The 23,384-nt window shown below is 56.3% G+C and carries 17 protein-coding genes; 9 read left to right on the plus strand and 8 right to left on the minus strand.

The window, feature by feature from the left end; genetic code table 11:
• Positions 1 to 81: 81 nt before the first annotated feature.
• Positions 82 to 1,386 carry an MFS transporter gene (locus WFO64_RS18970; protein WP_337013587.1) on the minus strand — a complete coding sequence of 435 codons (1,305 nt, stop codon included), beginning with the start codon at positions 1,384 to 1,386 and terminating at the stop codon, positions 82 to 84.
• A gap of 399 nt (positions 1,387 to 1,785) precedes the next feature.
• On the opposite strand from WFO64_RS18970, the gene uxaC reads away from it, so the two are divergent.
• The 3 genes from uxaC to WFO64_RS18985 are packed head-to-tail and all read left to right on the plus strand — an operon-like array spanning position 1,786 to position 6,147.
• Entirely contained in the window at positions 1,786 to 3,201 is a 1,416-nt protein-coding gene (gene uxaC / locus WFO64_RS18975) for a glucuronate isomerase (RefSeq protein WP_337013588.1), read from the plus strand.
• Positions 3,202 to 3,203: 2 nt separating this feature from the next.
• On the plus strand, positions 3,204 to 4,652 hold the full coding sequence (locus tag WFO64_RS18980) for a tagaturonate reductase (protein ID WP_337013608.1): 1,449 nt from the start codon (positions 3,204 to 3,206) through the stop codon (positions 4,650 to 4,652).
• Positions 4,653 to 4,656: 4 nt separating this feature from the next.
• Positions 4,657 to 6,147 (plus strand): UxaA family hydrolase, encoded by a 1,491-nt coding sequence (locus WFO64_RS18985; protein WP_337013589.1) that lies wholly within the window; start codon positions 4,657 to 4,659, stop codon positions 6,145 to 6,147.
• A gap of 381 nt (positions 6,148 to 6,528) precedes the next feature.
• On the opposite strand, the gene sstT is transcribed toward WFO64_RS18985, so the two are convergent.
• The 3 genes from sstT to WFO64_RS19000 all read right to left on the minus strand — a co-directional run bounded on the left by sstT (position 6,529) and on the right by WFO64_RS19000 (position 10,204).
• Entirely contained in the window at positions 6,529 to 7,761 is a 1,233-nt protein-coding gene (sstT, locus tag WFO64_RS18990; protein ID WP_337013590.1) for a serine/threonine transporter SstT, read from the minus strand.
• 235 nt (positions 7,762 to 7,996) lie between these two features.
• Positions 7,997 to 8,965, minus strand: a complete 969-nt coding sequence (locus WFO64_RS18995; protein WP_337013591.1) for a TerC family protein — start codon at positions 8,963 to 8,965, stop codon at positions 7,997 to 7,999.
• A gap of 243 nt (positions 8,966 to 9,208) precedes the next feature.
• Positions 9,209 to 10,204 (minus strand): Gfo/Idh/MocA family protein, encoded by a 996-nt coding sequence (locus tag WFO64_RS19000; protein ID WP_337013592.1) that lies wholly within the window; start codon positions 10,202 to 10,204, stop codon positions 9,209 to 9,211.
• Positions 10,205 to 10,350: 146 nt separating this feature from the next.
• On the opposite strand from WFO64_RS19000, the gene WFO64_RS19005 reads away from it, so the two are divergent.
• Positions 10,351 to 12,039 (plus strand): chloride channel protein, encoded by a 1,689-nt coding sequence (locus tag WFO64_RS19005; RefSeq protein WP_337013593.1) that lies wholly within the window; start codon positions 10,351 to 10,353, stop codon positions 12,037 to 12,039.
• On the opposite strand, the gene WFO64_RS19010 is transcribed toward WFO64_RS19005, so the two are convergent.
• Positions 12,036 to 12,539: a M48 metallopeptidase family protein gene (locus WFO64_RS19010; RefSeq protein ID WP_337013594.1), complete on the minus strand. Its 504-nt coding sequence runs from the start codon at positions 12,537 to 12,539 to the stop codon at positions 12,036 to 12,038. The two genes, WFO64_RS19005 and WFO64_RS19010, sit on opposite strands and share 4 nt — an antisense overlap.
• Positions 12,540 to 12,624: 85 nt before the next feature.
• Here WFO64_RS19010 and rlmG point away from each other — a divergent pair, with 85 nt between their 5' ends.
• Positions 12,625 to 13,743 carry a 23S rRNA (guanine(1835)-N(2))-methyltransferase RlmG gene (gene rlmG / locus WFO64_RS19015; protein ID WP_337013595.1) on the plus strand — a complete coding sequence of 373 codons (1,119 nt, stop codon included), beginning with the start codon at positions 12,625 to 12,627 and terminating at the stop codon, positions 13,741 to 13,743.
• Here rlmG and WFO64_RS19020 read toward each other — a convergent pair whose 3' ends face one another.
• Together WFO64_RS19020 and WFO64_RS19025 are read right to left on the minus strand one after the other, a co-directional pair.
• Positions 13,744 to 15,765, minus strand: coding sequence for an NADPH-dependent 2,4-dienoyl-CoA reductase (locus WFO64_RS19020; RefSeq protein ID WP_337013596.1), 2,022 nt, complete (start codon positions 15,763 to 15,765; stop codon positions 13,744 to 13,746). It abuts the gene before it with no gap.
• A 251-nt stretch (positions 15,766 to 16,016) separates the two neighbouring features.
• A complete protein-coding gene (locus tag WFO64_RS19025; protein WP_337013597.1) occupies positions 16,017 to 16,724 on the minus strand; it encodes a polyphenol oxidase family protein in 708 nt (235 codons plus the stop codon).
• A 106-nt stretch (positions 16,725 to 16,830) separates the two neighbouring features.
• Here WFO64_RS19025 and WFO64_RS19030 point away from each other — a divergent pair, with 106 nt between their 5' ends.
• The 4 genes from WFO64_RS19030 (at position 16,831) to WFO64_RS19045 (ending at position 22,019) form a co-directional block, all read left to right on the plus strand.
• Positions 16,831 to 17,640, plus strand: a complete 810-nt coding sequence (locus WFO64_RS19030; protein ID WP_337013609.1) for a 5'-nucleotidase, lipoprotein e(P4) family — start codon at positions 16,831 to 16,833, stop codon at positions 17,638 to 17,640.
• Positions 17,641 to 18,221: 581 nt separating this feature from the next.
• A complete protein-coding gene (locus WFO64_RS19035) occupies positions 18,222 to 18,857 on the plus strand; it encodes a carbonic anhydrase (protein ID WP_337013598.1) in 636 nt (211 codons plus the stop codon).
• Complete coding sequence (locus WFO64_RS19040; protein WP_337013599.1) at positions 18,854 to 20,329, plus strand: SulP family inorganic anion transporter; 1,476 nt, start codon at positions 18,854 to 18,856, stop codon at positions 20,327 to 20,329. Before WFO64_RS19035 ends, WFO64_RS19040 begins: the two co-directional genes overlap by 4 nt.
• A 268-nt stretch (positions 20,330 to 20,597) precedes the next feature.
• Positions 20,598 to 22,019 carry a GGDEF domain-containing protein gene (locus WFO64_RS19045; protein WP_337013600.1) on the plus strand — a complete coding sequence of 474 codons (1,422 nt, stop codon included), beginning with the start codon at positions 20,598 to 20,600 and terminating at the stop codon, positions 22,017 to 22,019.
• Positions 22,020 to 22,040: 21 nt separating this feature from the next.
• Here WFO64_RS19045 and ddlA read toward each other — a convergent pair whose 3' ends face one another.
• The gene (ddlA, locus tag WFO64_RS19050; RefSeq protein WP_337013601.1) at positions 22,041 to 23,138 is read right to left on the minus strand and encodes a D-alanine--D-alanine ligase; all 1,098 of its coding nucleotides are present in this window, start codon (positions 23,136 to 23,138) and stop codon (positions 22,041 to 22,043) included.
• Positions 23,139 to 23,384: the final 246 nt, after the last annotated feature.

Consider the following 23,384-nt stretch of genomic DNA (forward strand, 5'->3'; position numbering starts at 1 on the left):
AATCCAGGTAGCAGTCAGATAAGTTGTTATACCACTTCAGGACGGGCGAGGAAATGGGCTGGCTTTCGCCAGCCCGGCAGATTAACTGCGAAGCGCGTTGGCCTGCGGAATAACCGTTTCAGCATTCAGCTCTGAAATAGGTTTATTTTTCAGGACTGTCCAGATGACGACGGCACCCAGCAGATCGAAGACCGCCAGCGCGGCAAACAGTGGGCTGAAGCCGAGTGTATCAGCCAGTGCACCGACGACCAGCGCAAACATGGTGCTGGCGGTCCAGGCGGCCATGCCGGTTAAGCCGTTAGCCGTAGCGACTTCATTGCGGCCGAAAACGTCTGACGACAGGGTGATCAGTGCGCCAGAGAGGGCCTGGTGGGCAAATCCGCCGATGCACAGCAAACCAATGGCGACATAGGGGCTGGTAAACAGCCCGATGGTGCCCGGTGCAATCATTAATACCGCACCCATCGTTACCACCAGCTTACGGGAGACAATCAGGTTAACGCCAAACCAGCGCTGAAACAGTGGCGGCAGATAGCCACCCAGAACGCAGCCGAAGTCCGCGAACAGCATGGGCATCCAGGCAAACATTGCAATCTCTTTCAGATTGAAGCCGTAAACCTTAAACATGAACAGCGGAATCCAGGCGTTGAACGTTCCCCACGCCGGTTCTGCCAGAAAGCGCGGCAGTGCAATGCCCCAGAACTGACGGTTACGGATAATCTCCAGTGCCGACATTTTGCGGGTGTTGCCGGTCTGATGATGCGCTTCCTGACCGGAGATAATATAGTCGCGCTCTTCATCGCTGAGTTTTTTCTGCTGTTTTGGATGTTTATAGAACAGTAGCCAGCAGAGTGCCCAGGCCATGCTCAGTACACCGGTAATGATAAATGCCATTTGCCAGCTGTGCGCCATGATTGCCCAGACCACCAGTGGCGGAGCCAGCATCGCCCCGATAGAAGAACCTACGTTAAAGTAGCCAACCGCGACTGAGCGCTCTTTGGCCGGAAACCATTCGCTGCTCGCCTTCAGACCGGCCGGGATCATCGCCGCTTCTGCCGCACCGACTGCACCACGGGCCAGCGCGAAGCCGCCCCAGCTGCCTGCCATCGCTGTGGCGGCGCAGAAAATTGCCCACAGCACGGCAAACACCGCATAACCGATTTTGGTGCCGAGCAGATCCAGCACATATCCCGCCACCGGTTGCATCAGGGTGTAGCAGGCTGAATAAGCCGCCACAATGTAGGAGTATTGCTGCGTGGTGATATGCAGCTCTGTCTGTAATGTCGGAGCCGCCACTGCAATGGTGTTACGGGTCAGATACCCCAACACCGTGCCGAGCGTCACCAGCCCAATCATGTACCAGCGTAACCCTTTGATCTTACGCATCCTCTACCTCTTCCAGTTCTGTATGCGGTCTTGCCGCTGTTGTTATCTGGAGCGGGACAGCACGTGATGCATCTCTACTCACGCCCGCAGGTTCTGTATCAGCAACCCTGTTTTGACATTGCCATTTGTGGGCCGCTAACGACCTCACGATGGGGCGAGAGCCTAACTTGTTATACAACTTTAAAAGTTGAGAGCCATCACAAAAACCCTTTCTGCACTGTGTGATACTGAAAACCTGCGTAACGACAGCCAGTTAGCGCGCTACGGGTGACAAAAACGTCCATATAGGCATCCAGTCACCGCCGTTTATGTGAGCAGGATCGCAAATAAATCCGTAACAGACTGAAATTGGTATGATAACTTTGGGCCATTAGTGGTTCAGTCGATGAGGAAGCATGTATGTCACGTTTCATGACCGAGGATTTTTTGCTGGATACCGAATTCGCCCGCCGTCTCTATCACGACTACGCGAAGGATCAGCCGATTTTCGACTATCACTGCCACTTACCACCGCAGCAGATTGCCGAAAATTATCGCTTTACCAACCTTTATGATATCTGGCTGAAGGGCGACCACTACAAGTGGCGGGCAATGCGCGCCAACGGTGTAGCTGAGGCATTCTGTACCGGTAACGCCAGCGACCGTGAAAAATTTGACGCCTGGGCACGCACCGTGCCGCACACTATCGGCAACCCGCTCTATCACTGGACCCATCTGGAGTTACGCCGACCGTTCGGCATTACTGATACGCTGCTTTCAGAGAAAACTGCTGATAGCATCTGGCATCGCTGCAATGAACTGCTGGCACAGGATAGCTTTACCACGCGCGGCATCATGCAGCAGATGAAGGTGAAGATGGTCGGTACCACTGACGATCCGCTGGATGACCTGCGCCATCACCGTGTGCTGGCAGACGATGCGAGCTTCAGCGTCAAAGTGCTGCCGAGCTGGCGTCCGGACAAAGCCTTTAATATCGAAGCAGAAACCTTCCTGCCGTGGCTTGAGAAACTGGAGCAGCTGACCGACATCAGCGTGCAGCGTTTTGACGATCTGCGCAGCGCATTACATCAACGGTTGGATCACTTCGCTGCGCACGGCTGTAAAGTCTCCGATCACGCTCTGGATGTCGTCTGTTATGCCGAGGCCGATGACGCCACGCTGGATGCCATTCTGGCGCGTCGCCGCAGCGGTACCACGCCCAACCTACAGGAGACTGCACAGTTCAAAACGGCAGTACTGGTCTGGCTGGGCAGCGAGTATGCCCGCCGTGGCTGGGTGCAGCAGTATCACATTGGCGCACTGCGCAACACCAATCCGCGCCAGTATCAGCTGCTGGGGCCGGATGTTGGCTTCGATTCGATTAATGATCAACCGCTGGCAGAACCGCTGGCACGGCTGCTGGGTGCCCAGAATCTCAATAATGCGTTGCCTAAAACCCTTCTCTACTGCCTGAACCCGCGCGACAACGAAGTGCTGGCGACTATGGCGGGCAACTTTCAGGGCGAAGGTCAGGCGGGAAAAATGCAATTCGGTTCAGCCTGGTGGTTCAACGATCAGCTGGATGGAATGCAGCGTCAGATGACCCAGTTGGCGCAGATTGGCTTACTGAGCCGCTTCGTCGGGATGTTGACCGACAGCCGCAGCTTCCTCTCCTACACCCGCCACGAATATTTCCGCCGGTTACTGTGTCAGATGATTGGCCGCTGGGTAGAGCAGGGGGAAGCACCCGCTGATGAAGCGCTGTTAGGCCAGATGGTACAGAACATCTGCTTCAACAATGCCCGCGATTATTTCGGCATTGAGCTGGGAGCCTGATGATGAAAAGGTTAAATTGCCACGACTTTCCGGGCGCGGTCTATCGTGACCGGGTGATCCAGTTCGGCGAAGGCAACTTCCTGCGCGCCTTTATTGACTGGCAGATTGACTGGCTGAATGAACATCAGGGCACCGATGCCGGGATCGTGGTGGTGCGGCCGCTCAATCGTGAAGTCAGCGACAGCCTGAATCAGCAGGATGGTCTCTACACTACGCTGATCCGCGGACTGAACGATCAGGGCGAGCAGGTCAGCGAAAGCCGGCTGATCCGCAGCCTGAACCGTGAGATCCAGCCCTGGCAGCAGTTCGGCGAATTTATGGCGCTGGCCCGTAATCCCGATCTGCGCATGGTTTTCTCCAATACCACCGAAGCCGGTATCGCCTTTGTCGGCACGGATCAGCTCACTGACCAGCCCGCCAGCAGCTTCCCCGGCAAACTGACGCAGCTGCTATGGGCGCGCTATTCCCACTTCAATGGTGCCAGCGACCGGGGCTGGCTGATCGTGCCATGCGAGCTGATTGACCATAACGGCGACACACTGCGCGACATGGTGCTGCGCTACGCCGATCACTGGCATCTGCCGTCAGACTTTAAAACCTGGGTTCATCAGTACTGTGCTTTCTACAACACCCTGGTCGATCGTATCGTCACCGGCTTTCCGGCGGAAAGCGAGCAGCTGCAAAGCGAGCTGGGTTATGAAGATCGCTATCTGGTGGCAGGCGAATTCTACTATCAGTTTGTGATTCAGGGGCCATCGGCACTGTTCAATGACCTGAAGATGCGGGCGCTGTCGCCGCAGGTTCGTCATGTGGATGACATAGCGCCCTATAAAGCGCAGAAAGTGGCCATCCTCAATGGCGCGCATACCGCAATGGTGCCGGTGGCGTTTCTGGCCGGTATTGAGAGCGTGGGAGAGGCAATGGCCGACCCGGCGATTGCCGGATTTGTGGACAACCTTCTGCGCCAGGAAGTGATCCCAACGCTGGATCTGCCCGCAAATGAACTGCACGCGTTTGCCGATGCGGTAGAGCGCCGCTTCCGCAATCCGTTTATTCGTCATGCGCTGCTGTCGATTGCGCTTAATGGCATGACCAAGTTCCGCACCCGTCTGCTGACGCCACTCCTGACCGCGCATCAGCAAACCGGCGAGTGGCCGACACATACCACCTTTGCGCTGGCCGCGCTGATCGCCTTTTATCGTGGCGAAGCAGCCGGGAAAAGCTGGCTATTGCAGGATGATCCGCAGTGGTTACAGCGCTATGCGGACGCCTGGAAAGCGCTTGATGTGGGTAAGATGTCACCGCAACAGCTGGTGTACGGCGTGCTAAGCGATGCGCAACACTGGGGAGAAGATTTAAACCAGCGGCCCGGACTGGCTGCGGTTGTCACCCAACACCTGCAAAACATTATCGCCCACGGAATGCGTGAGGCGCTGAGCCAACTGAGATAACGCTATGCAAGACGCAATTAAAATTGATCCCCGCGACAATGTCGCCGTGGCGTTACGTGACTTAGACGCGGGTGCCACGATTGAGCTGCCGCCACTGAGTGTGGCGCTGAAACAGGTGGTAGGTCGCGGGCATAAATTTGCCCTGCAGCCTATCGCGCAGGATGCGCTGGTGATCAAATATGGGCTGCCGATTGCCCATGCTACTCAGCCTGTCGCCGCTGGTGAGCTGATTCACTCACAGAACGCCCGCACCAATCTCAGCGATTTGGATCAGTATGCGTATCAACCCGATTTTGTGACGCTGCCGCCGCAGCCGGGAGACCGTGAGGTGCAGATCTATCGTCGTGCCAGTGGCGAGGTCGGCGTCCGCAATGAGCTGTGGATCCTGCCGACTGTCGGCTGCGTCAATGGTATTGCGCGTCAGATCCTGCAGCGCTTTCTCAAGGAAACGCAGCAGGCAGAAGACATTGACGGGGCGTTCCTGTTCAGTCACACCTTTGGCTGTTCGCAGTTGGGGCAGGATCACGAAAATACCCGCACCATGCTGCAAAATATGGTGCGCCATCCTAATGCAGGCGCGGTGCTGGTGATTGGTCTCGGCTGCGAAAACAATCAGGTCGATGCATTCCGTGACACTCTCGGCGCCTTTGAAAGCGATCGGGTTGAGTTCATGGTGTGCCAGCAGCATGATGATGAAATAGAAGCCGGGCTGGAGCGTCTGCACGCGCTCTATCAGAAAATGCGTCACGACCGGCGCGCACCCGGCAGGCTCAGCGAGCTGAAGTTTGGTCTGGAGTGCGGCGGTTCGGATGGTTTATCTGGCATCACCGCCAATCCGCTGCTGGGGCGTTTCTCTGACCAGATGATCGCCAACGGCGGCACCACGGTGCTGACCGAAGTGCCGGAGATGTTTGGCGCAGAACGAATTCTGATGAGCCGTTGTCGCGACGAGGAGACCTTCAGCAAAACGGTGGCGATGATCAACGACTTTAAACAGTACTTTATCGATCACCAGCAGCCAATCTACGAGAACCCGTCGCCGGGCAACAAAGCGGGCGGCATCACCACGCTGGAAGAGAAGTCGCTGGGTTGTACCCAGAAAGCGGGGCAGAGCCAGGTCGTCGATGTGCTGAAGTATGGCGAACGGTTAAAAACGCCGGGCCTGAATCTGCTGAGTGCGCCCGGCAATGATGCGGTCGCCACCAGTGCGCTGGCGGGTGCCGGTTGTCACATGGTGCTGTTCAGTACCGGACGCGGCACGCCTTATGGTGGTTTCGTGCCGACGGTGAAGCTGGCTACCAACACGCCGCTGGCAGAGAAGAAACCGCACTGGATCGACTTTAATGCCGGACGGTTGATCGAGGGGATGAGCATGGATGCGATGCTGGAAGATTTTGTCGACAGCATTGTGGCAATTGCCAGCGGTCAGCCGACCAACAACGAAAAGAACGATTTCCGCGAGCTGGCGATTTTCAAAAGCGGGGTGACGCTTTAAATAAAAAAGCGACCCGCTAATGTGTGGGTCGCTTGAGAATGTTGATAAAGTCCGGCTCAGTGGCGGTGAGACCGAGCCTGCGAAGGGAGCAAGGGAACACGGCCAGATCGGAAAGTCGCAAAGGCCGTCATCCATGACACGCACGTCCCGCGCGATTACGTACCTCTTCCCTGAGGTGCGCCCGTAGCCGGGCCAACGCTCTGCGTTGTTCAAAAACGCTCCCGGCGTTTTTGTCCATGGCGCGGGACGCTTTCCTCATCGCTGAACGTTCCCTGCGCGTTGAGTGTATCCGTTGCGGCCGGATTCACCCTGAAATGGGCGTGTCAGCAGGCTGAAGCGACCCGTAGTTATCCCTGCGGGTTGCCTTTTCATTTTATTGAATCAGGCCCGGCTGGTTTCGCGCTCCGCTTCCGCCTGGCAGACTGCCGCAGTAAACAGAATATCCGTTGAGGAGTTCAGCGCGGTTTCCGCTGAGTCCTGCAATACGCCGATAATAAAGCCGACGGCCACTACCTGCATTGCCAGATCATTCGGAATGCCGAACATGTTACAGGCCACCGGGATCAGGAGCAGCGACCCCCCCGCCACGCCCGAAGCACCGCAGGCACAAAGTGACGCCACCAGACTCAGCAGAATCGCCGTTGGCACATCAATGTTGATCCCCAGCGTATGTACCGCCGCCAGCGTCAGCACGGTAATGGTGATCGACGCACCCGCCATACTGATGGTCGCGCCCAGCGGAATCGACACCGAATAGGTATCCTCATCCAGATCCAGACGTTTTGCCAGCGCCATATTCACCGGAATGTTGGCGGCAGAGCTACGGGTAAAGAAGGCGGTGACGCCGCTTTCACGCAGGCAGGTAAAGACCAGCGGATAGGGGTTACGGCGGATTTTATAGAACACAAGCAGTGGGTTCACCACCAGCGCCATCAGCACCATACAGCCCAGCAGCAGCGCCAGCAGATGGGCATATTGCCACAGCGCGCCAAAGCCGGTTGAGGCCAGAATCGACGCCACCAGACCAAAAATACCCACTGGCGCGCAGCGGATGACGCAGCGTACCAGCCAGGTTACCGCCTCAGAGGCATCATTGAGAAAGGCGCGGGTGCTGTCACTGCTGTGACGGAACGCCAGCCCGAGGCCAATGGCCCACACCAGAATGCCGATGTAGTTAGCCTGCATCAGGGCCGTGATCGGATTCGACACCATGCTCATCAGCAGCCCACGTAACACTTCAGTGATGCCGGAAGGGGGAACGATTTCCGTGGTGCCAACCGCCAGCGTCAGCGTCTGCGGGATTAGATGGCTGAAGACAACCGCAACGACCGCTGCGAAAAAGGTGCTGAGCAGGTAGAGGAGGATAATCGGCCGGATGTTGCTCTTCTGGCCATGCTGGTGGTTGGCAATTGAGGCGATCACCAGCATCAGTACCAGCAACGGCGCGACTGCTTTCAGCGCACTGACAAACAGTTCACCCAGCAGACCGACCGCCAGCGCGGCATCGTGTGAAATCCAGGCGAGCGCCACACCGGCGATCAGCCCAATCATGATTTGCTTCACCAGGCTACCGGCGAGCAGCGTGCCCAGACGTGCGGAGAGAGTTTTCTGCATAATATTTTCTATATTTTGTCGCGGGTGTAGTTTCAGGCGCGACGTTTTACATCGGCTAAAACGGTTTGCCCGGCGGAGTATAAGGAAAAGATCGGACGAGAAAAGAGAAAATTCTGTCACTGTGGAGCAGGTCGGATATTTATTATGCTGGATAGTGGAAGTGTGACAGAGGGATGACATGGCGCGGCAGGTTGCCGCAAAATAAAACAGGGGCATCCGCTGCCCCTGCAGGTAATTATGGTGCGAGCTTTTTCTGGTCTCTTTTGCGGTTAACCCAGGCATTAATCAGCAGGGTTGACGCCAGAATGAGACCGACCACACTCAGCGAGATCCCCACCGGAATATGATAGATATCCATAATCAGCATCTTAAAGCCGATGAACACCAGCACAATCGCCAGGCCATATTTCAGCATTGAGAAACGTTCCGCCACGTTGGCCAGCAGGAAGTACATGGCGCGCAAACCCAGGATAGCGAACAGGTTTGAGGTCAGCACGATAAACGGGTCGGTGGTAACGGCGAAGATCGCCGGGATACTGTCGACGGCAAAGATCACGTCGCTGAATTCCACCATGATCAGTACCAGTAGCAGCGGTGTCGCAAACAGCACGCCGTTTTTGCGGGTGAAGAACTTCTCGCCGTCGAGCTCATCGGTCATGCGTAAATGCTTACGCAGCCAGCGCACGACGGGTTTGTCGCCTACCGCGTGATTATCCTCTTTCGCCAGCGCCATTTTTACACCGGTGAACAGCAGGAAGGCACCGAACACATAGAGGATCCAGCTGAACTGCATGACCAGCCAGCTACCGGCGAAGATCATGATGGTACGCAGCACGATAGCGCCTAATACCCCGTAGATCAGCACACGGCGTTGCAGATTGGCAGGAATTGAGAAGTAGCTGAACAGCATCAGCCAGACGAAGACGTTATCTACCGCCAGCGCTTTTTCCAGCACGTAACCGGTTAGGAAGGCGAGCGTCTGCGTGTTAGCAACTTCCCGACCCGCGCTGCCCTCCAGATACCACCAGAATGCGGCGCTGAACAGCAGTGAGACTGAAACCCAGATCAGCGACCAGATAGCCGCCTGCTTGAAAGACATGGTCTGTGCGCCGCGGCGTCCCTGCAACAGCAAGTCGATAGCCAGCATGATAAGCACCACAACCGCAAAGCTGCCCCAGAGTAAAGGCGTACCCACAGTTTGCATATTCGTATCCTGTCTGAAAATAAAAAAAAGGCTGAAGTCAGAAGACGTCAGCCGCTTATTTTTTGCAAGCAAACCTCGCCTTCCGGCAAGGTCTCACTTACAACACAGAAATCGATTCCGGGTTGCCTGATGACCGGATGCTTTCGCAACGTAGTGACGATCAATCAGCTTACAAGTTACTCCCCTTTGCTGGAGGCTACGTTACGGTTTAGCCGGACAGGAAGCAATCACTCTCAGTCATATTTAGAAATATTTACATAGCAACCTGTCGGCCGGGAAGATCACACCCGTCTGGCGGCGGATTTCAGTCAGCAGCGCTGCGGTAATATGCGAAACCGCAAGCGAAGGGTGGTCCACCTGCCGCTGCTCAACCAGTCGGACAAAAGCGGCTGCTTCATACAGCATGGTGTTGATATGCTGCGGCTGACTCAGCGCCTGCTTTTCCGCGCCGCGCGGCAAAAAGGTTAACTGCTGGCACTCTGATAAGTTTTCAATCACCAGCGCGCCCGCTTCACCCTGAATCTCGCTGGGCAGGCTGGAATCACTCACTTTTGAATGCAGAATTGTCACGTCGAAATCGCCGTAGTTGAGCACGACTACGCCATGCGCATCTACGCCGCTCGCAAGCAACGTCGCGCTGGCCTGCACCTTGTCTGGCTTGCCCCACAGCGCCACCGCGGATGCCAGGCAGTAATAACCGATATCCATAATTGAGCCGCTGGACCAGCGCGGTTCAAAGGTATTAGGGTTCTCGCCGTTAAGATAGCGCGGGTAGCGCGAGGAGTACTGGCAGTAACTCAGCAGCGCTTTTCGCAGTTTACCTACCGCTGGCAGCGCCTGCTGCAGCCGCAGGAAATTAGGCAGGCTGGCGGTTTTAAACGCTTCAAACAGCACCACCTGATGCTCACGGGCGCAGGCAATCATTTGTTCGACTTCTGCCAGGTTAGAGGCCAGCGGTTTTTCGCAAATGACATGCTTACCGTGCGACATAAACAGCAGCGCCTGCTGGCAGTGCAGGGCATTAGGGCTGGCAAGATAGACCGCATCGATCTCCGGGCTGGCGGCCAGCGCGTCCAGCGAGGTAAACGTCCGTTTACAGGGATAATCGGTGACAAACGCTTCTGCCTGCTGCTGGCTGCGTGAATAGACCGCACACAACTTCATCGTCCCGGTTTCATGAGCGGCATCAATAAACTGGCGCGTAATCCAATTTGTTCCCACAATGGCAAAACGAATCACGTCATCTCTCCGACAGTGGTAAAGCGGCAGAGTAACATCTCACCAACGCTGTGCAATGGTGACGGGCGGGCAGGGATTGATCCTGCGATCCGCATTCCAATAATATGCGGAAGCGATGATTTTTATGCATCAACCAGGGAGCGCAGGTGAAAGCAAGTAAGCACGCATTAAACTGGACCACACTGCTCATCGCCATTCCGGTCGGATGTGCGGCATCGCTGGTGACGCTGGCGTTTCGTGGAGTGATTGAACTGATCAACCATCTGCTGTTTGCCCGCAGTGGTGAAATTACCGAATCCTTGCATCTGTGGCCCTGGATCTGCTGGCCGCTGCTGGTGGGGGCGGGCGGGGTGCTGGCAGGCTATTTTCTGCGTTATGCGGTCGCGATAGAGCAGCAGCAAACGGTGAAAACGGATTACCTTGAAGTGATCAATGCCCGGCTCGATGCGGTGCCGACCAAAACGTCGCTGTTTCGCGCCTTATCCTCGATTGCCAGTATCGGCAGCGGCGCGTCGATAGGTAAAGAGGGACCGATGGTGCAGCTCTCGGCGCTGTGCGGCAGTGCGATTGGTCGCCTGTTACCGGCCTCTCTTAACCTGAAAAACAGTGACGTGGTGGCGATGGCTGCCGCGGCGGGTCTCTCGTCGGTTTACCATGCGCCGCTGGCCTCGGCGATTTTCGTGGCGGAGATCGCCTTCGGCATTTCTGCGTTGCAGCGCCTGATACCGTTGATTATTGCTTCCGCTACGGCGGTAATGACCATGTGGACGCTGGGTTTTCGCAGTGCGCTCTATCCGCTGGCGGACGCAAACTTTGCCATGGATCTCAGCAGCCTGCTGATGACGGTGGCGATTGGTTTATGCGCCGGTCTGGCGGGCTGGATACTGATTAAATGCATCGCCCGCAGCAAAGTGCTTTTCAGCCGGGTCGCTTCCCTGCCGCTGCGTCTGGGCGCTGGCGGATTCGCCGTAGGCTTACTGGCGTTGATCTCCACTGATATTCTCGGCAACGGTTACGAGGTGATCGTCAACGTCATGGCGGGCAACTATCTGTTGCCGGGTCTGCTGTTATTGCTGGTGCTGAAAACCCTCGCCACCAGCCTGTCAGTGGGTTCAAACGCTGTCGGCGGACTTTTTACGCCCTCGCTGCTGATTGGCGCGCTGCTTGGCGTGACTCTCGCGACAGTGGGTGCGGCGCTGCATCTGCCGCTCGGCAATGTGCTGCTCTATGCCGCAATTGGCATGGCGGCGGTGCTGGCGGCGGTTAGCCAGGCTCCTTTGATGGCGATGCTAATGGTGCTGGAGATGACGCTCAACAGCAGCCTGCTGTTTCCGTTGATGATCGCCACGGTGCTGGCGTCAATGGTGGTCTATCGCCTGCAATCCGCCAGTACTTATCCGGTCGTGAGTCATCACTTCAGTCGTTCAGAAGCAAAATATGATTTTGATAACATGCGCATTGCCGAGCTGATTATTGCGGGTGCGGCGTTGCAGCCGGAAGAGTCTGTGGGGCAGGCGCTGGCGGTCAGCTCGCTGAAGCGTGAACGCTACGTTTATGTGATCAACGCCGCGGGTGCTTTCCTGGGCGTGGTATCGATTCATGAGATTTCGCGCAGGGTGCTGGCGCAGGAGATCACCCTCGACTCACCAGTGCAGTGCGTGATGGATCAGGATTTTCCGGTGGTGTATCAGAATCAGAGTATGCGTGAGGGCTGGGAAGCCTTTGCTGTGGTCACGCTGGAACGACTGCCGGTGCTGAATAATCCTGAGGAGCGGCGCTTTCTGGGGGCACTGACTAAGACCAGCCTGATTCAGAAAGCGCAGGAGTTTCTTTAGGCCGCGTTGCCACGCATCGCCTGGTCAGTCATCCACAGTCGCGCATCAAATTCGAGCTGGTGGTAATCCGGCTCCATATGGCAGCAGAGCTGGTAGAACGCTTTATCGTGATCTTTCTCTTTCAGGTGTGCCAGCTCATGCACCACAATCATTCGCAGAAACGGCTCCGGTGCGAGACGGAAAAAGGTCGAGATACGGATTTCCGCTTTCGCCCTGAGCTTGCCGCCCTGTACGCGTGAGATGGCAGTGTGCAGTCCTAATGCATGCTTCATCACCTTGATTTTGTTATCCCACACCACTTTGCTGATCGGCGGCGCGTTGCGCATATAGCGGCTCTTCAGCGCCTGTGTGTAGTCATACAGCGCTTTATCACTTATTACATCGTGGGTGTCGGGATAACGTTCCTGCAGAAACGCACCTAAGCGCTGGTGGGTGATCAGCGTCTGAACCTGCTCAAGAAGCGGGGCAGGATAACCCTGAAGGTAGATCAGTGAGGACATTAGGGATTCCAGGCGAAAAAGAGTATACTGCGCGCCCTTTTTATCGGGGCGAAAATTAACCAAAGTGTACCACGCCGGAGAATTCATGAGCCAACTTGAACTGAACGATCGCACACTGATCCTGCATCGCTTCCCGCAGATGCGTGACGAAAGTCCATTACAAGCCTGGGATGCGGCTGATGAATATCTGTTACAGCAGGCGCTGCCAGAGGGACCGGTGCTGGTTTTCAACGACAGTTTCGGGGCGTTAACCTGCGCCCTGAATCCGCGCACCGTCTGGCATGTCAGCGACTCCTGGCTGAGCCAGCAGGCCGCCCGTCAGAACCTGACCTTTAATGGGCTGGATGACAGCGACGTACGCTTTGTTGACAGCCTGGCAGAACTGCCTGCGGACCCGGCGGCGGTGCTGATCAAAGTGCCTAAAACGCTGGCGCTTCTTGAGCACCAGCTGCGCGCCATTCGCGAGGTGGTCACAGCCGAGACGGTGATTCTGGCGGCGGCTCGCGCCAAAGAAATCCATAACTCGACGCTGCAGCTGTTCGAACAGATCATCGGTGAAACCAAAACCTCACTGGCGTGGAAAAAAGCGCGTCTGATCTACAGCCAGTTCAGCCAGCCAGCACTGCGTGAGGCCACGCCGACGCTGGTCTGGCCGCTGGATGGCACCCCTTATCAGATTCACAACTACGCCAACGTTTTCTCTCGTGCCTCGCTGGATATCGGCGCACGGCTGTTTGTGCAGCATCTGCCGGAAAACATTGAGGGCGAGATTGTGGACCTGGGCTGTGGCAACGGCGTGGTGGGACTGGTGGCGCTGCAACAGAATCCGCAGGCCGAGGTACATTTCCTTGATGAGTCTTACATGGCCGTCGCCTCCAGCCAGCTTAACGTGGAAGTGAACCGTCCTGAGGATCTATCACGCTGTCAGTTCCTGGTGAACAACGTGCTGAGCGGCTATCCGTCGGATCGGTTGCACGCGGTGCTGTGCAACCCGCCATTCCATCAGCAGCATGCCGTGACCGATCACCTGGCCTGGCAGATGTTCCGCGATGCCAAACGCTGCCTGCAGTATGGCGGCGAATTGCGCATTGTCGGCAACCTGCACCTCGATTATCACCACAAGCTGAAGAAGCTGTTTGGTAACTGCACGCTGATCGCTTCTAACCAGAAGTTCGTGGTGCTGCGCGCGGTGAAAATGCGTTAGTCAGACCGTTAAGGCCAGTTGTGTCGCCTGCGCAATGGCGCGGCGCGCATCCAGCTCCTGCGCCACATCCGCGCCGCCTATCACCGTTACCACCCGTCCTTTTGCACGTAGCGCGGCTTCCAGTTCGCGCTGCGGCTCCTGCCCGGCACAGATAATCACATTATCGACCTCCAGCAGCAGCGTTTCCCCGTTGCGCCGCAGATGCAGCCCGCAGTCATCTATCGTCAGATACTCAACGCCGCCCCACATCTCAACACCAGGCGCCTGCAGACTGGCGCGATGGATCCAGCCGGTGGTTTTTGCCAGCCCGACACCCGGTTTTCCTGACCGGCGTTGCAGCAGCCAGATCTGCCGTAACGTGGCAGGCGGCTCGGGTGTTACGAGGCCGCCGCGCTGCGTCAGGCTGTGGTCGATGCCCCATTCCGCGTAAAACGCCGCCAGATCGCCATCATGCGCAGGCTGCGACAGATACTCAGCCACATCAAAGCCAATGCCGCCTGCACCGATAATCGCCACCCGCTCACCCACCGGACGCTTATCGCGCAACACTTCAAGATAGCTCAGCACGCTGGGGTGATCGATGCCCGGAATGGCGGGCGTGCGCGGCTGGATGCCGGTCGCCAGCACCACTTCATCGGCCTCACTTAGCTGATCCGCCGTCACCCGACAACTGGTGTGAACCGTCACGCCCGCCGCTGCCAGCTGATAGCGGAAATAGCGCAGCGTTTCGCTGAACTCGGCTTTGCCGGGGATCTGCCGGGCGAGATTAAATTGACCGCCAATTGCCGGCGCGGCCTCATAAAGCGTCACCTGATGTCCGCGCTGCGCCGCCTGAAGTGCAAACGCCATCCCGGCCGGACCGGCACCCACCACCGCCAGCCTGCGCGGTGTGGTGCTGGGGGTGACCGGCATCAGTGACTCGTGGCAGGCGCGCGGATTGACCAGGCAGGAGGTGATCTTACCGGCGAACACCTGGTCGAGGCAGGCCTGATTACAGGCGATGCAGGTGTTGATGCTGTCTGGTTCACCGCGCTGTGCTTTGCTGACAAAGGCGGGATCGGCGAGGAAAGGGCGCGCCATCGACACCATATCGGCGCATCCCGACTGCAACAGCTGCTCGGCGACGGCAGGATGGTTGATGCGGTTAGTGGCGATTACCGGCACTTTGACCTGTTGGCGCAGGCGCTGCGTCACCCAGGCGAAGGCCGCGCGCGGCACGCAGGTGGCGATGGTCGGGATGCGCGCTTCATGCCAGCCAATGCCGGTATTGAACAGCGTGACGCCGCACTGCTCCAGCTCGCCCGCCAGCAGCAGCGTCTCTTCCAGTGTGCTGCCCTCTTCGATCAGGTCAAGCATCGACAGCCGGAAGATAATGATAAACGCGTCGCCGGTCGCGGCGCGAACGGCGCGGGTAATCGCCAGTGCGAACTGCATCCGCTGGCGGAAGTCGCCGCCCCAGCGATCACTGCGCTGATTGGTGTGCTTCACCAGAAACTGATTAATCAGGTAGCCTTCGGAACCCATGATCTCCACACCATCATAGCCCGCCCGCTGCGCCAGCCGGGCGCAGCGGGCAAAGTCATTAATCGTCTGTTCAATCGCTGCCTCGCTCATCGCCTGTGGCGTAAACGGGTTAATTGGCGCCTGGCGTGCCGAGGGTGCAACCAGATCGGGCTGATAGCTGTAACGACCGGTATGCAGGATCTGCAGGGCGATTTTGCCCTGATGTTGATGCACTGCTTCAGTGATCTGCCGGTGCCAGTCACATTGCGTTTCGTCAGTGAGCATCGCGCCATGCGCGGTAGTGACACCCTGAGCATTGGGGGCAATGCCGCCGGTGACAATTAGCGCAACACCTTCGCACGCCCGCTCGCCGTAGAAAGCCGCCAGCCGGGCTGCGCCATCCGGGTGTTCTTCCAGGCCGGTGTGCATTGACCCCATCAGAAAACGGTTTTTTAGTCGGGTAAAGCCAAGGTCCAGCGGCGTAAACAGCGCGGGATAGTCGGAATTGACGGGGTTCATAATCACTCACAATAAAGTGGTCGGATGAGTTAACTCTAGCCACTTCTGCGTTAAAAAAAAGTGAAAGAATGTCAGGGTGTGAGTGAAATCAAAAACAACGGCGGGGGAGTGACAATGAACGGGCGCAGGGAGCCTATGCCTTACGCAAAGAGCCAGAAAGCGTCATCCGCGGCCTGCGCTGCTTTGCAACAGGCGTCAGCGCCCATCGCTTTTGGCGGTCAGCACGGGTCAGATAACTGGCTCTGAAGCGGTTAACGCCGCCGGATCCACGAATAGCGGGAGCGATAGCCGCTGCCAAAGTGGGTATTAAAGCGGTAGCTTGAACCCCTCTCGGCCACGCAGTAGGTGCAGACATTGACGTTATCAATTTGCGCGGCTGGTACCCCGGCGTTTACCAGCAGTTGCGTTGCCAGCGCAGGCAGATCGAACCAGACGCCGTGCTGGTGGGCAGAGGCCTGGGGACGCTGCGCCTGGGGATTAACCGGCTGGTTCTGGTGCCAGCGCAGCCCGCTGGCAAACGCCGGGTTCTGTGCAATCTCCGCCCGCTGTGGTTCGGCCAGTTCATAGCAGCAGGGCCCCATCGCCGGGCCGATCGCCACGATCAGGTTCTGCGGCTCGCAGCCCAGCTCGCACAGTTTTTCTACGGCGCGGGTCAGCACACCGGCCAGCGTACCTTTCAGTCCGGCATGAACCGCGGCCACGATCCGCTGTTTGCGGTCGGCAAACAGTACCGGCAGGCAATCGGCGGTGTAGACCGCCACCGGCCGCGTCCCGCTGCTGATCACCCCATCAGACTCGCAGCTTTTGGGCGGGGTGTTCTCAGTATCGGTAACCACCGTCGCGCTGTGGCGTTGATGTCCCCAGGCCGCATCAGCGGGTGGTGGCTCACCGGCTGGCTGAAACGTATAATCGAGCCACTCCAGCGAATCGAGCAACGGCGAGCGCGGGGTCACGGCCATAAGAATCTCCTGCTATAACGACTTGCATTGGGGTGCCCACAGCTTACGTTAACTGCTACATTTTTGAAGCTTCTCCTCAGACCTTTCTCACCTTAAGGATGAAATGATGAAAACCTCCGCAAAATTTGCTGCATCCGGACTGGTCGCGCTGCTGCTTACCGGCTGCGCCTCGCCGTCACATCAGACCGCACAACAGCAACTCGGCCAGCAATCGGTGCTGGCGGTAAACTGGTTCCAGCAGTCTGGCGAATATCAGGCGTTGACCTGGCAGGCTTTTAACACCGCGCGCATGGCGTTTGATCAGGCACCGTCGCTGACCGGCAAACCCAAAGCGGTGATTGTCGATCTGGATGAAACCATGCTGGATAACAGTGCCTACAGCGCGTGGCAGGCGAAGAACGGACAGCCTTACAGCAGCAAAACCTGGTCAGCCTGGACGCAGGCGCGACAGGCGAAAGCAGTGCCTGGCGCAGTAGAGTTTGCGCGCCATGTGACACAGAATGGCGGCACGCTGTTCTATGTATCGAACCGCGACCAGAAAGATTACGCCGCCACGGTAGCCAACATGCAGCAGCTTGGCTTCCCCAGCGTCAGCGATAAAACCGTGCGCCTGAATACTGACAGCTCCAACAAGCAGGCGCGTTTCGATGCCATCAAAAACGCCGGCTATAATGTGGTGCTCTACGTGGGCGATAACCTCAACGATTTCGGTGTGGCGACCTGGCATCAGGGTAATCAGCAGCGCCGTGATTTTGTGAATCTTAACCATCAGCAATTTGGTACGCAGTTCATCGTGCTGCCGAATCCGCTTTACGGCGACTGGGAAAGCGGAATGGCGGACAATTACAATAAACTGACGCCAGAACAGCAGCTGTCAGTACGGGAATCGCGCCTGCAAAACTGGAACGGTAAATAATTTGTCAAGAAAAAGAGCCTGGCCAGGTCAGGCTCTGTTCAGCAATGGTCCTGATTTACTTACTGCTGTCACTATTTTGCTGCAAATGAAATTAACTATCTCTTGCTCCATTCATATCCAAAATCAGGAATATTTAACTGGCTTTCAATAATTAAGCCGGTTGATTGTGCTAATAGTTAATTTTTTAATTAAGAGGATTCCTGGTAAAAAGCGCACCGGTTGGTATGGCAGTAAATATCCACTCTGTTAATGCTTGTATTTATTTGTCATCAATAAATTTAGTTTATTATCCGGTGTCGATTTAATTTGTTGATTTAATTGATTTTATAATAGGCGCTGTCAATTCGCCCTCATCTTTTCTGCTTAATAAAATTTACTGAACACTGACTCTTACTGACGTTTAATTGACAAAACACGTAAAGTAAATGCGCTGTGAAATATTGCTCGTGCATTGGTAATGGTTAACGTTTATAACCTTTTTCTGTGACTCAGTTCTTATTTACCTGGTGGCTCCGGCTTTATCTGTGAGCCGATACACTTAGTGGTTAGCCAGGATGCGACATCCCTGTAGTAGAGAGAAGATGATTGTGACGACACTTAAACCCTTATTAGCGAAAAATCGCAGTTGGGCATTACAGCGCCGCCAGCGTAATCCAGATTATTTCAAAAAATTCCTTCATCAGCAAAAGCCGCATTCACTTTGGATTGGCTGCTCGGACAGTCGCGTTCCGGCAGAAGTATTAACCGGCTCCCATCCTGGTGAACTCTTTGTGCATCGTAATATCGCCAACATGGTGATTGAGGACGACGACAATTTACTGAGCGTACTGCAGTACGCACTCTTCTTTCTCGGCGTGAAACGCATCGTATTGAGTGGTCACTATGGCTGCGGCGGGGTGGAAGCCGCACAAAATCTGCCCGGCAGCGTGCTGGACGGTCAGCAGAGCGCGCTGGCGAGACGCATTAAAACGTTGCGTCATGATATTCAGGCCGGCCTGGCGGAAAGTCCTCCCTCAGACACGACGCCGGGTGAACAGCTCGATCGGCTGGTTGAGGCGAACGTTAAGGCGCAATTCGCCAGACTGGTGAAATCTGAACCGGTCAGGCAAATCTGGCAATCGGGCCAGGAACTGGAGGTGTTTGGTTGTGTTTATGACCTGCGCTCCGGCCATCTCAAAGAGCTGATTCATCAATCTGCAGAGGAGCCTTCATTATGAACCTCGATAGCCTGCGTCGTGATATCCCAGCGGGTCTGGTGGTTTTCCTGGTCGCCTTGCCGCTCTGTCTTGGCATCGCACAGGCCAGTGGATTACCGCCATTTGCCGGTCTGTTAACCGGTGTGATTGGCGGTCTGGTGGTCACATCACTGAGTCCGTCCCGGTTTGCTGTCAGTGGCCCGGCGGCGGGCCTCGTCACTATTGTGGTCGCCTCAATGGCGTCACTGGGCAGCTTCTCCGCCTTTCTCACTGCGCTAATTATCGCCGGGGCATTGCAATGTCTGTTTGGCCTGCTGCGCGCTGGACGGTTTATTTCGCTGGTGCCGGGCAGCGTCATCAAGGGGATGCTGGCGGCAATTGGCCTGCTGCTGATCATGCAGCAGATCCCGGTGGCGCTGGGTGCCGCTGGCGATGCCGAACTGGTGTCGCTGGTGACGGGGGAGATGACCTTCTCACTGCCCGCGATAGTGGTAGCGGGTGTCGGCCTGGCCATTTTATGTCTCTGGACCACCGCGCCGGTGAAACGAATTAAAGCGCTGGCCTGGATCCCCGGACCGCTGATTGCCGTGCTGATCGGCTGCCTGGCCACAGTGGTGGGAGGGCGACTGTTCCCGGAGATGACCCAGGGTCTGGCGCGCATTTCCTTGCCCGCTTTTGACAGCGTCTCCGCGCTGGTGGCTGAGCTGGAAACGCCCGACTGGATGGCCTGGCAGAATCCGCAGGTCTGGGTGGTTGCGGTGACGCTGGCACTGGTCGCCAGTCTGGAGACCCTGTTGAGTCAGGAGGCGCTGAAAAAACTGCGTCCTCAGAATCCCGCGCCATCGCCCAACAAAGAGATGTTCGCACAGGGTATCGGTAACCTGGCGGCCGGTTTTCTTGGCGCGATGCCGATAACGGCAGTTATTGTGCGCAGTTCGGTGAACGTCAGTGCGGGCGCGCAGACCAAACTGTCGATTTTCATTCACGGTGTGCTGCTGCTGATTTGCGGTATGTGGTTCAGCGAGATGCTAAATGCCATTCCGCTGGCCAGCCTCGCAGCCGTGCTGCTCTACACCGGTTATAAGCTGGCGACACCCAAACTGTTTATTGAGCAATTCCGGATGGGGGCGCAGCAGTACGTGCCGTTTCTGGCCACCATCGTCGGTATTATCACGCTGGGTATGCTGGTCGGTATTGGTATCGGCATCGCCACGCAGATCCTCTACAGCATCTACAAAAGCCATCGCAATGCGCTTCAGCTTACCCGCTATGACGATCACTACGTGCTGCGCTTTCAGCAGAACCTGACCTTTATGCACAATCCAAAGCTGCAGGGATTGCTGGATGAGATCCCGGAGAACAGCGTGGTCATCGTCGATAACGATAATGCGGATTATATCGATCCCGACGTCAAAGCAGTGCTGAAAGATTTTGGCGATAACGCCGACAAACGCGGCATTCGCCTCAGTCAGTGGCCGGTTGCCGTAAAATAGCGTGTAGCACAACGGTAAGTCGTCAGGACAGCAAAAATCGGATATCTCGGATATCCGATTTTTTTATTTGCGAGGCATAATAAAGCCCCATTTTCTGCTGTCATCTGATGGGCTTAGGCTTTACCGGGTAGCCTTCCTGAGTCAGCCCATCCCTTTAGTTTTTATCGCTGGATGACATTGAGGGTAGGCAGGATTTAATCATTCTGACACCATGCGCCTGCCCAGGCTGGCGTGGACAGCCAGCCTCTCTGTGACAAGGTCCGGATGTATGCGCACACCGCTGTTTGAAGAGCACAACACTAAGAAAAATCTATTTTCGCTGTTTTTAATCACGCTGATATTTTGCTTTATCGGCGGACACCTGCGCATTCCACAGGAGCTGTCACTGTTCTGGCCGGTTAACGCGATCGTCACTGGTGTGATCGTACGTAATCCTTTTCTGCATCAGGCCCGTTATTACCTTTCTACGTTTGCCGCGATGGTGTTCAACGACACCGTTTTTTCGGGCTGGACGATCTTTGCCTTTACCCTAAACGTGGCAAATCTTCTGTTTGTGCTGGTGGCGGTGACGCTGCTGGTGAAGCATCTGCAGCACGATTCCGGCAGCGAGCGTATTACCAGTATGCTGCGCATCTTTCCGGCCTGCCTGCTGGCTGCGCTGGCCTGCGCCAGCTGGGGGGCGCTGGCGCAACAGGCTAGTTTTAATGCCAGTCTGGCGATGGCGTGGAGTGACTGGTTCAGCGAGCAGTTATCAACCGGGCTGATGCTGCTGCCGTTTTTGCTGACGCGTGACTGGTCGTCGCTGTCGCCCCGCCAGTTTCTGCAAATACGCAAGCTGGCGCCGGTGATCGCCCTGATCTTTTCGCTGATGGCTGGCGCGATGATGGGCGGCGCAGGCAGCCTGACGTTTCCGGTTCCGGCGCTGGTCTGGTGCGCCATTGTTCTGCCAATGCCGCTTACCAGCCTGGTGATTTTGCTGACCGGCATTACCGAAATCATTCTGGTCGCTCATGGCCTAATGAATATTCGGGGCAATGATACTCTGCTGCCGATTAGCCATCTGACCTCAGCGCGGCTGGGCGTGGCGACCATTGCAATCAGTCCGCTGATTGTGGCCGCCAGCATGGATGCGATTCACCAGCTTAATCAACGGCTGGCGCTGCGCGCGAATTACGATTTTCTGACCCGGCTGCTGTCGCGCTCCGGTTTATATGAAAGCCTGCGTGCTGAGCCGATCACCCCCGAGCGCAAAGCAGGTGTGATCTTGCTGGATGTCGACTACTTTAAAGCCATTAATGACAATTTCGGTCACGATGCCGGTGACAGCGTACTGGAAGAGATCGCTCGCCGGATGCAGCGGGTCGTGGGCAGAGAGGGCCGCATCTGCCGTTTTGGCGGAGAGGAGTTTGTGGTGGTTTTGTTCGATCAGAATCCGGAAAAGCTCTATTTCCTTGCCGAGAGTATCCGGCAGACGATGGCGAAAGAGAAGTTCTGGCTGCAGGGCAGTACGGTCACGGTCACTGTCAGTCTGGGGCTGGCGCATGCCAGTGTTGGTGAGGCGGGGGAGTGGCACCGCGTGATCAACCGGCTGATCTCCGCGGCCGATAAAAATCTCTATCTGTCGAAACGCAATGGCCGTAATCAGACCTCTCCGGTCAACCATCGCGCTATCACCAGCGACGTGGCATAACGCCACGCCGTCGGCGTTCTGTCAGCTGACGCTGCTTTTCAGGGTAGTGGCCTGCTGGTGGCGTTCAATCGCCAGCTCGATCAGACGGCTGATCAGATCCTGATAGCTAAGTCCGGCCGCCTGCCATAATTTCGGGTACATGCTGATATTGGTGAAGCCGGGCAGGGTGTTCACTTCATTGACGATAATGTCGCCGTCGTCAGTCAGGAACACATCAACGCGCGCCATGCCAAAGCACTCCAGGGTGGTAAAGGCTTTGATGGCGACCTCACGAATCGCATCGCTGGTTGCCGGTGTAATGGCTGCCGGAACCACCGTCTGCGCGCCGCTCTCAGAGATATATTTGGTGTCATAAGAGTAGAAAGCGTCATGCACCACCACTTCACCGCAGGGGCTGGCTTCAGGGACATCGTTGCCCAGCACCGCACACTCAATTTCCCGACCTTTAATCCCTTGTTCAATCAGGACCTTGCGGTCAAAAGTAAAGGCCAGCGTCAGCGCGGCATCAAATTCTTCAATGCTATCTACTTTACTGACGCCCACGGATGAACCCTGGTTAGCGGGTTTGATAAAAAGAGGCAGTCCAAAGCGGGCAATGACTGCGCTGGCATCCAGCTGCACACGCTGGGCCTGAGTGACGCTCAGCCACGGCGCAACCTTAAGGCCGGCATCGCGTAACAGGCGTTTGGTAAAATCTTTATCCATACTGACCGCAGAACCCAGCACATCGGAACCGACAAACGGTAACGAAGCCATACGCAGCAGACCCTGCAGGGAACCATCCTCACCCAGCGTACCGTGCACGATTGGGAAGATAACGTCGATCTGCGACAGCGGATGAGCGTTGTGGCGGGTGATGATCTGCTGCTGAGTATTACCGGGCACCAGCGCCACATCTTCAGCGGCGTGATTCAGCGCGATCAGCGCCGGATTTTCGGCATGGAGTAAGAAATTTGACGCATCATTAAGACGCCAGTGTCCCTGTTTATCAATACCCAGCAACACCACGTCAAACCTGGTTTTGTCGATCGCCTCAAGGATATTTTTGGCCGACTGCAACGACACCTCATGTTCAGCCGATTTCCCGCCAAACACGATCCCTACCCGCAACTTTGTCATCAATTTCGCCCACTGAAAAAATCAAAACCACAAGATAGCATGGGGTTTGTGCGGGAAAACAGGTTGGGGGGCGAGATAATTGTGGGTGGCTGTTTAAGCGTCAGTTCGGCAAGACAATTCCCGTGAAAGTTATCATGTAAGCATCCCTATATAGCGGACCATTCACATTTAGAGATCTTCCGACATACTGACTATGTCCCCGGAGGAGATCACCATGCGCAAAGCCCGATTCACCGAACACCAGAT

It is taken from the genome of Pantoea sp. AS142 (genome assembly GCF_037152305.1).
Classification (GTDB): domain Bacteria; phylum Pseudomonadota; class Gammaproteobacteria; order Enterobacterales; family Enterobacteriaceae; genus Pantoea.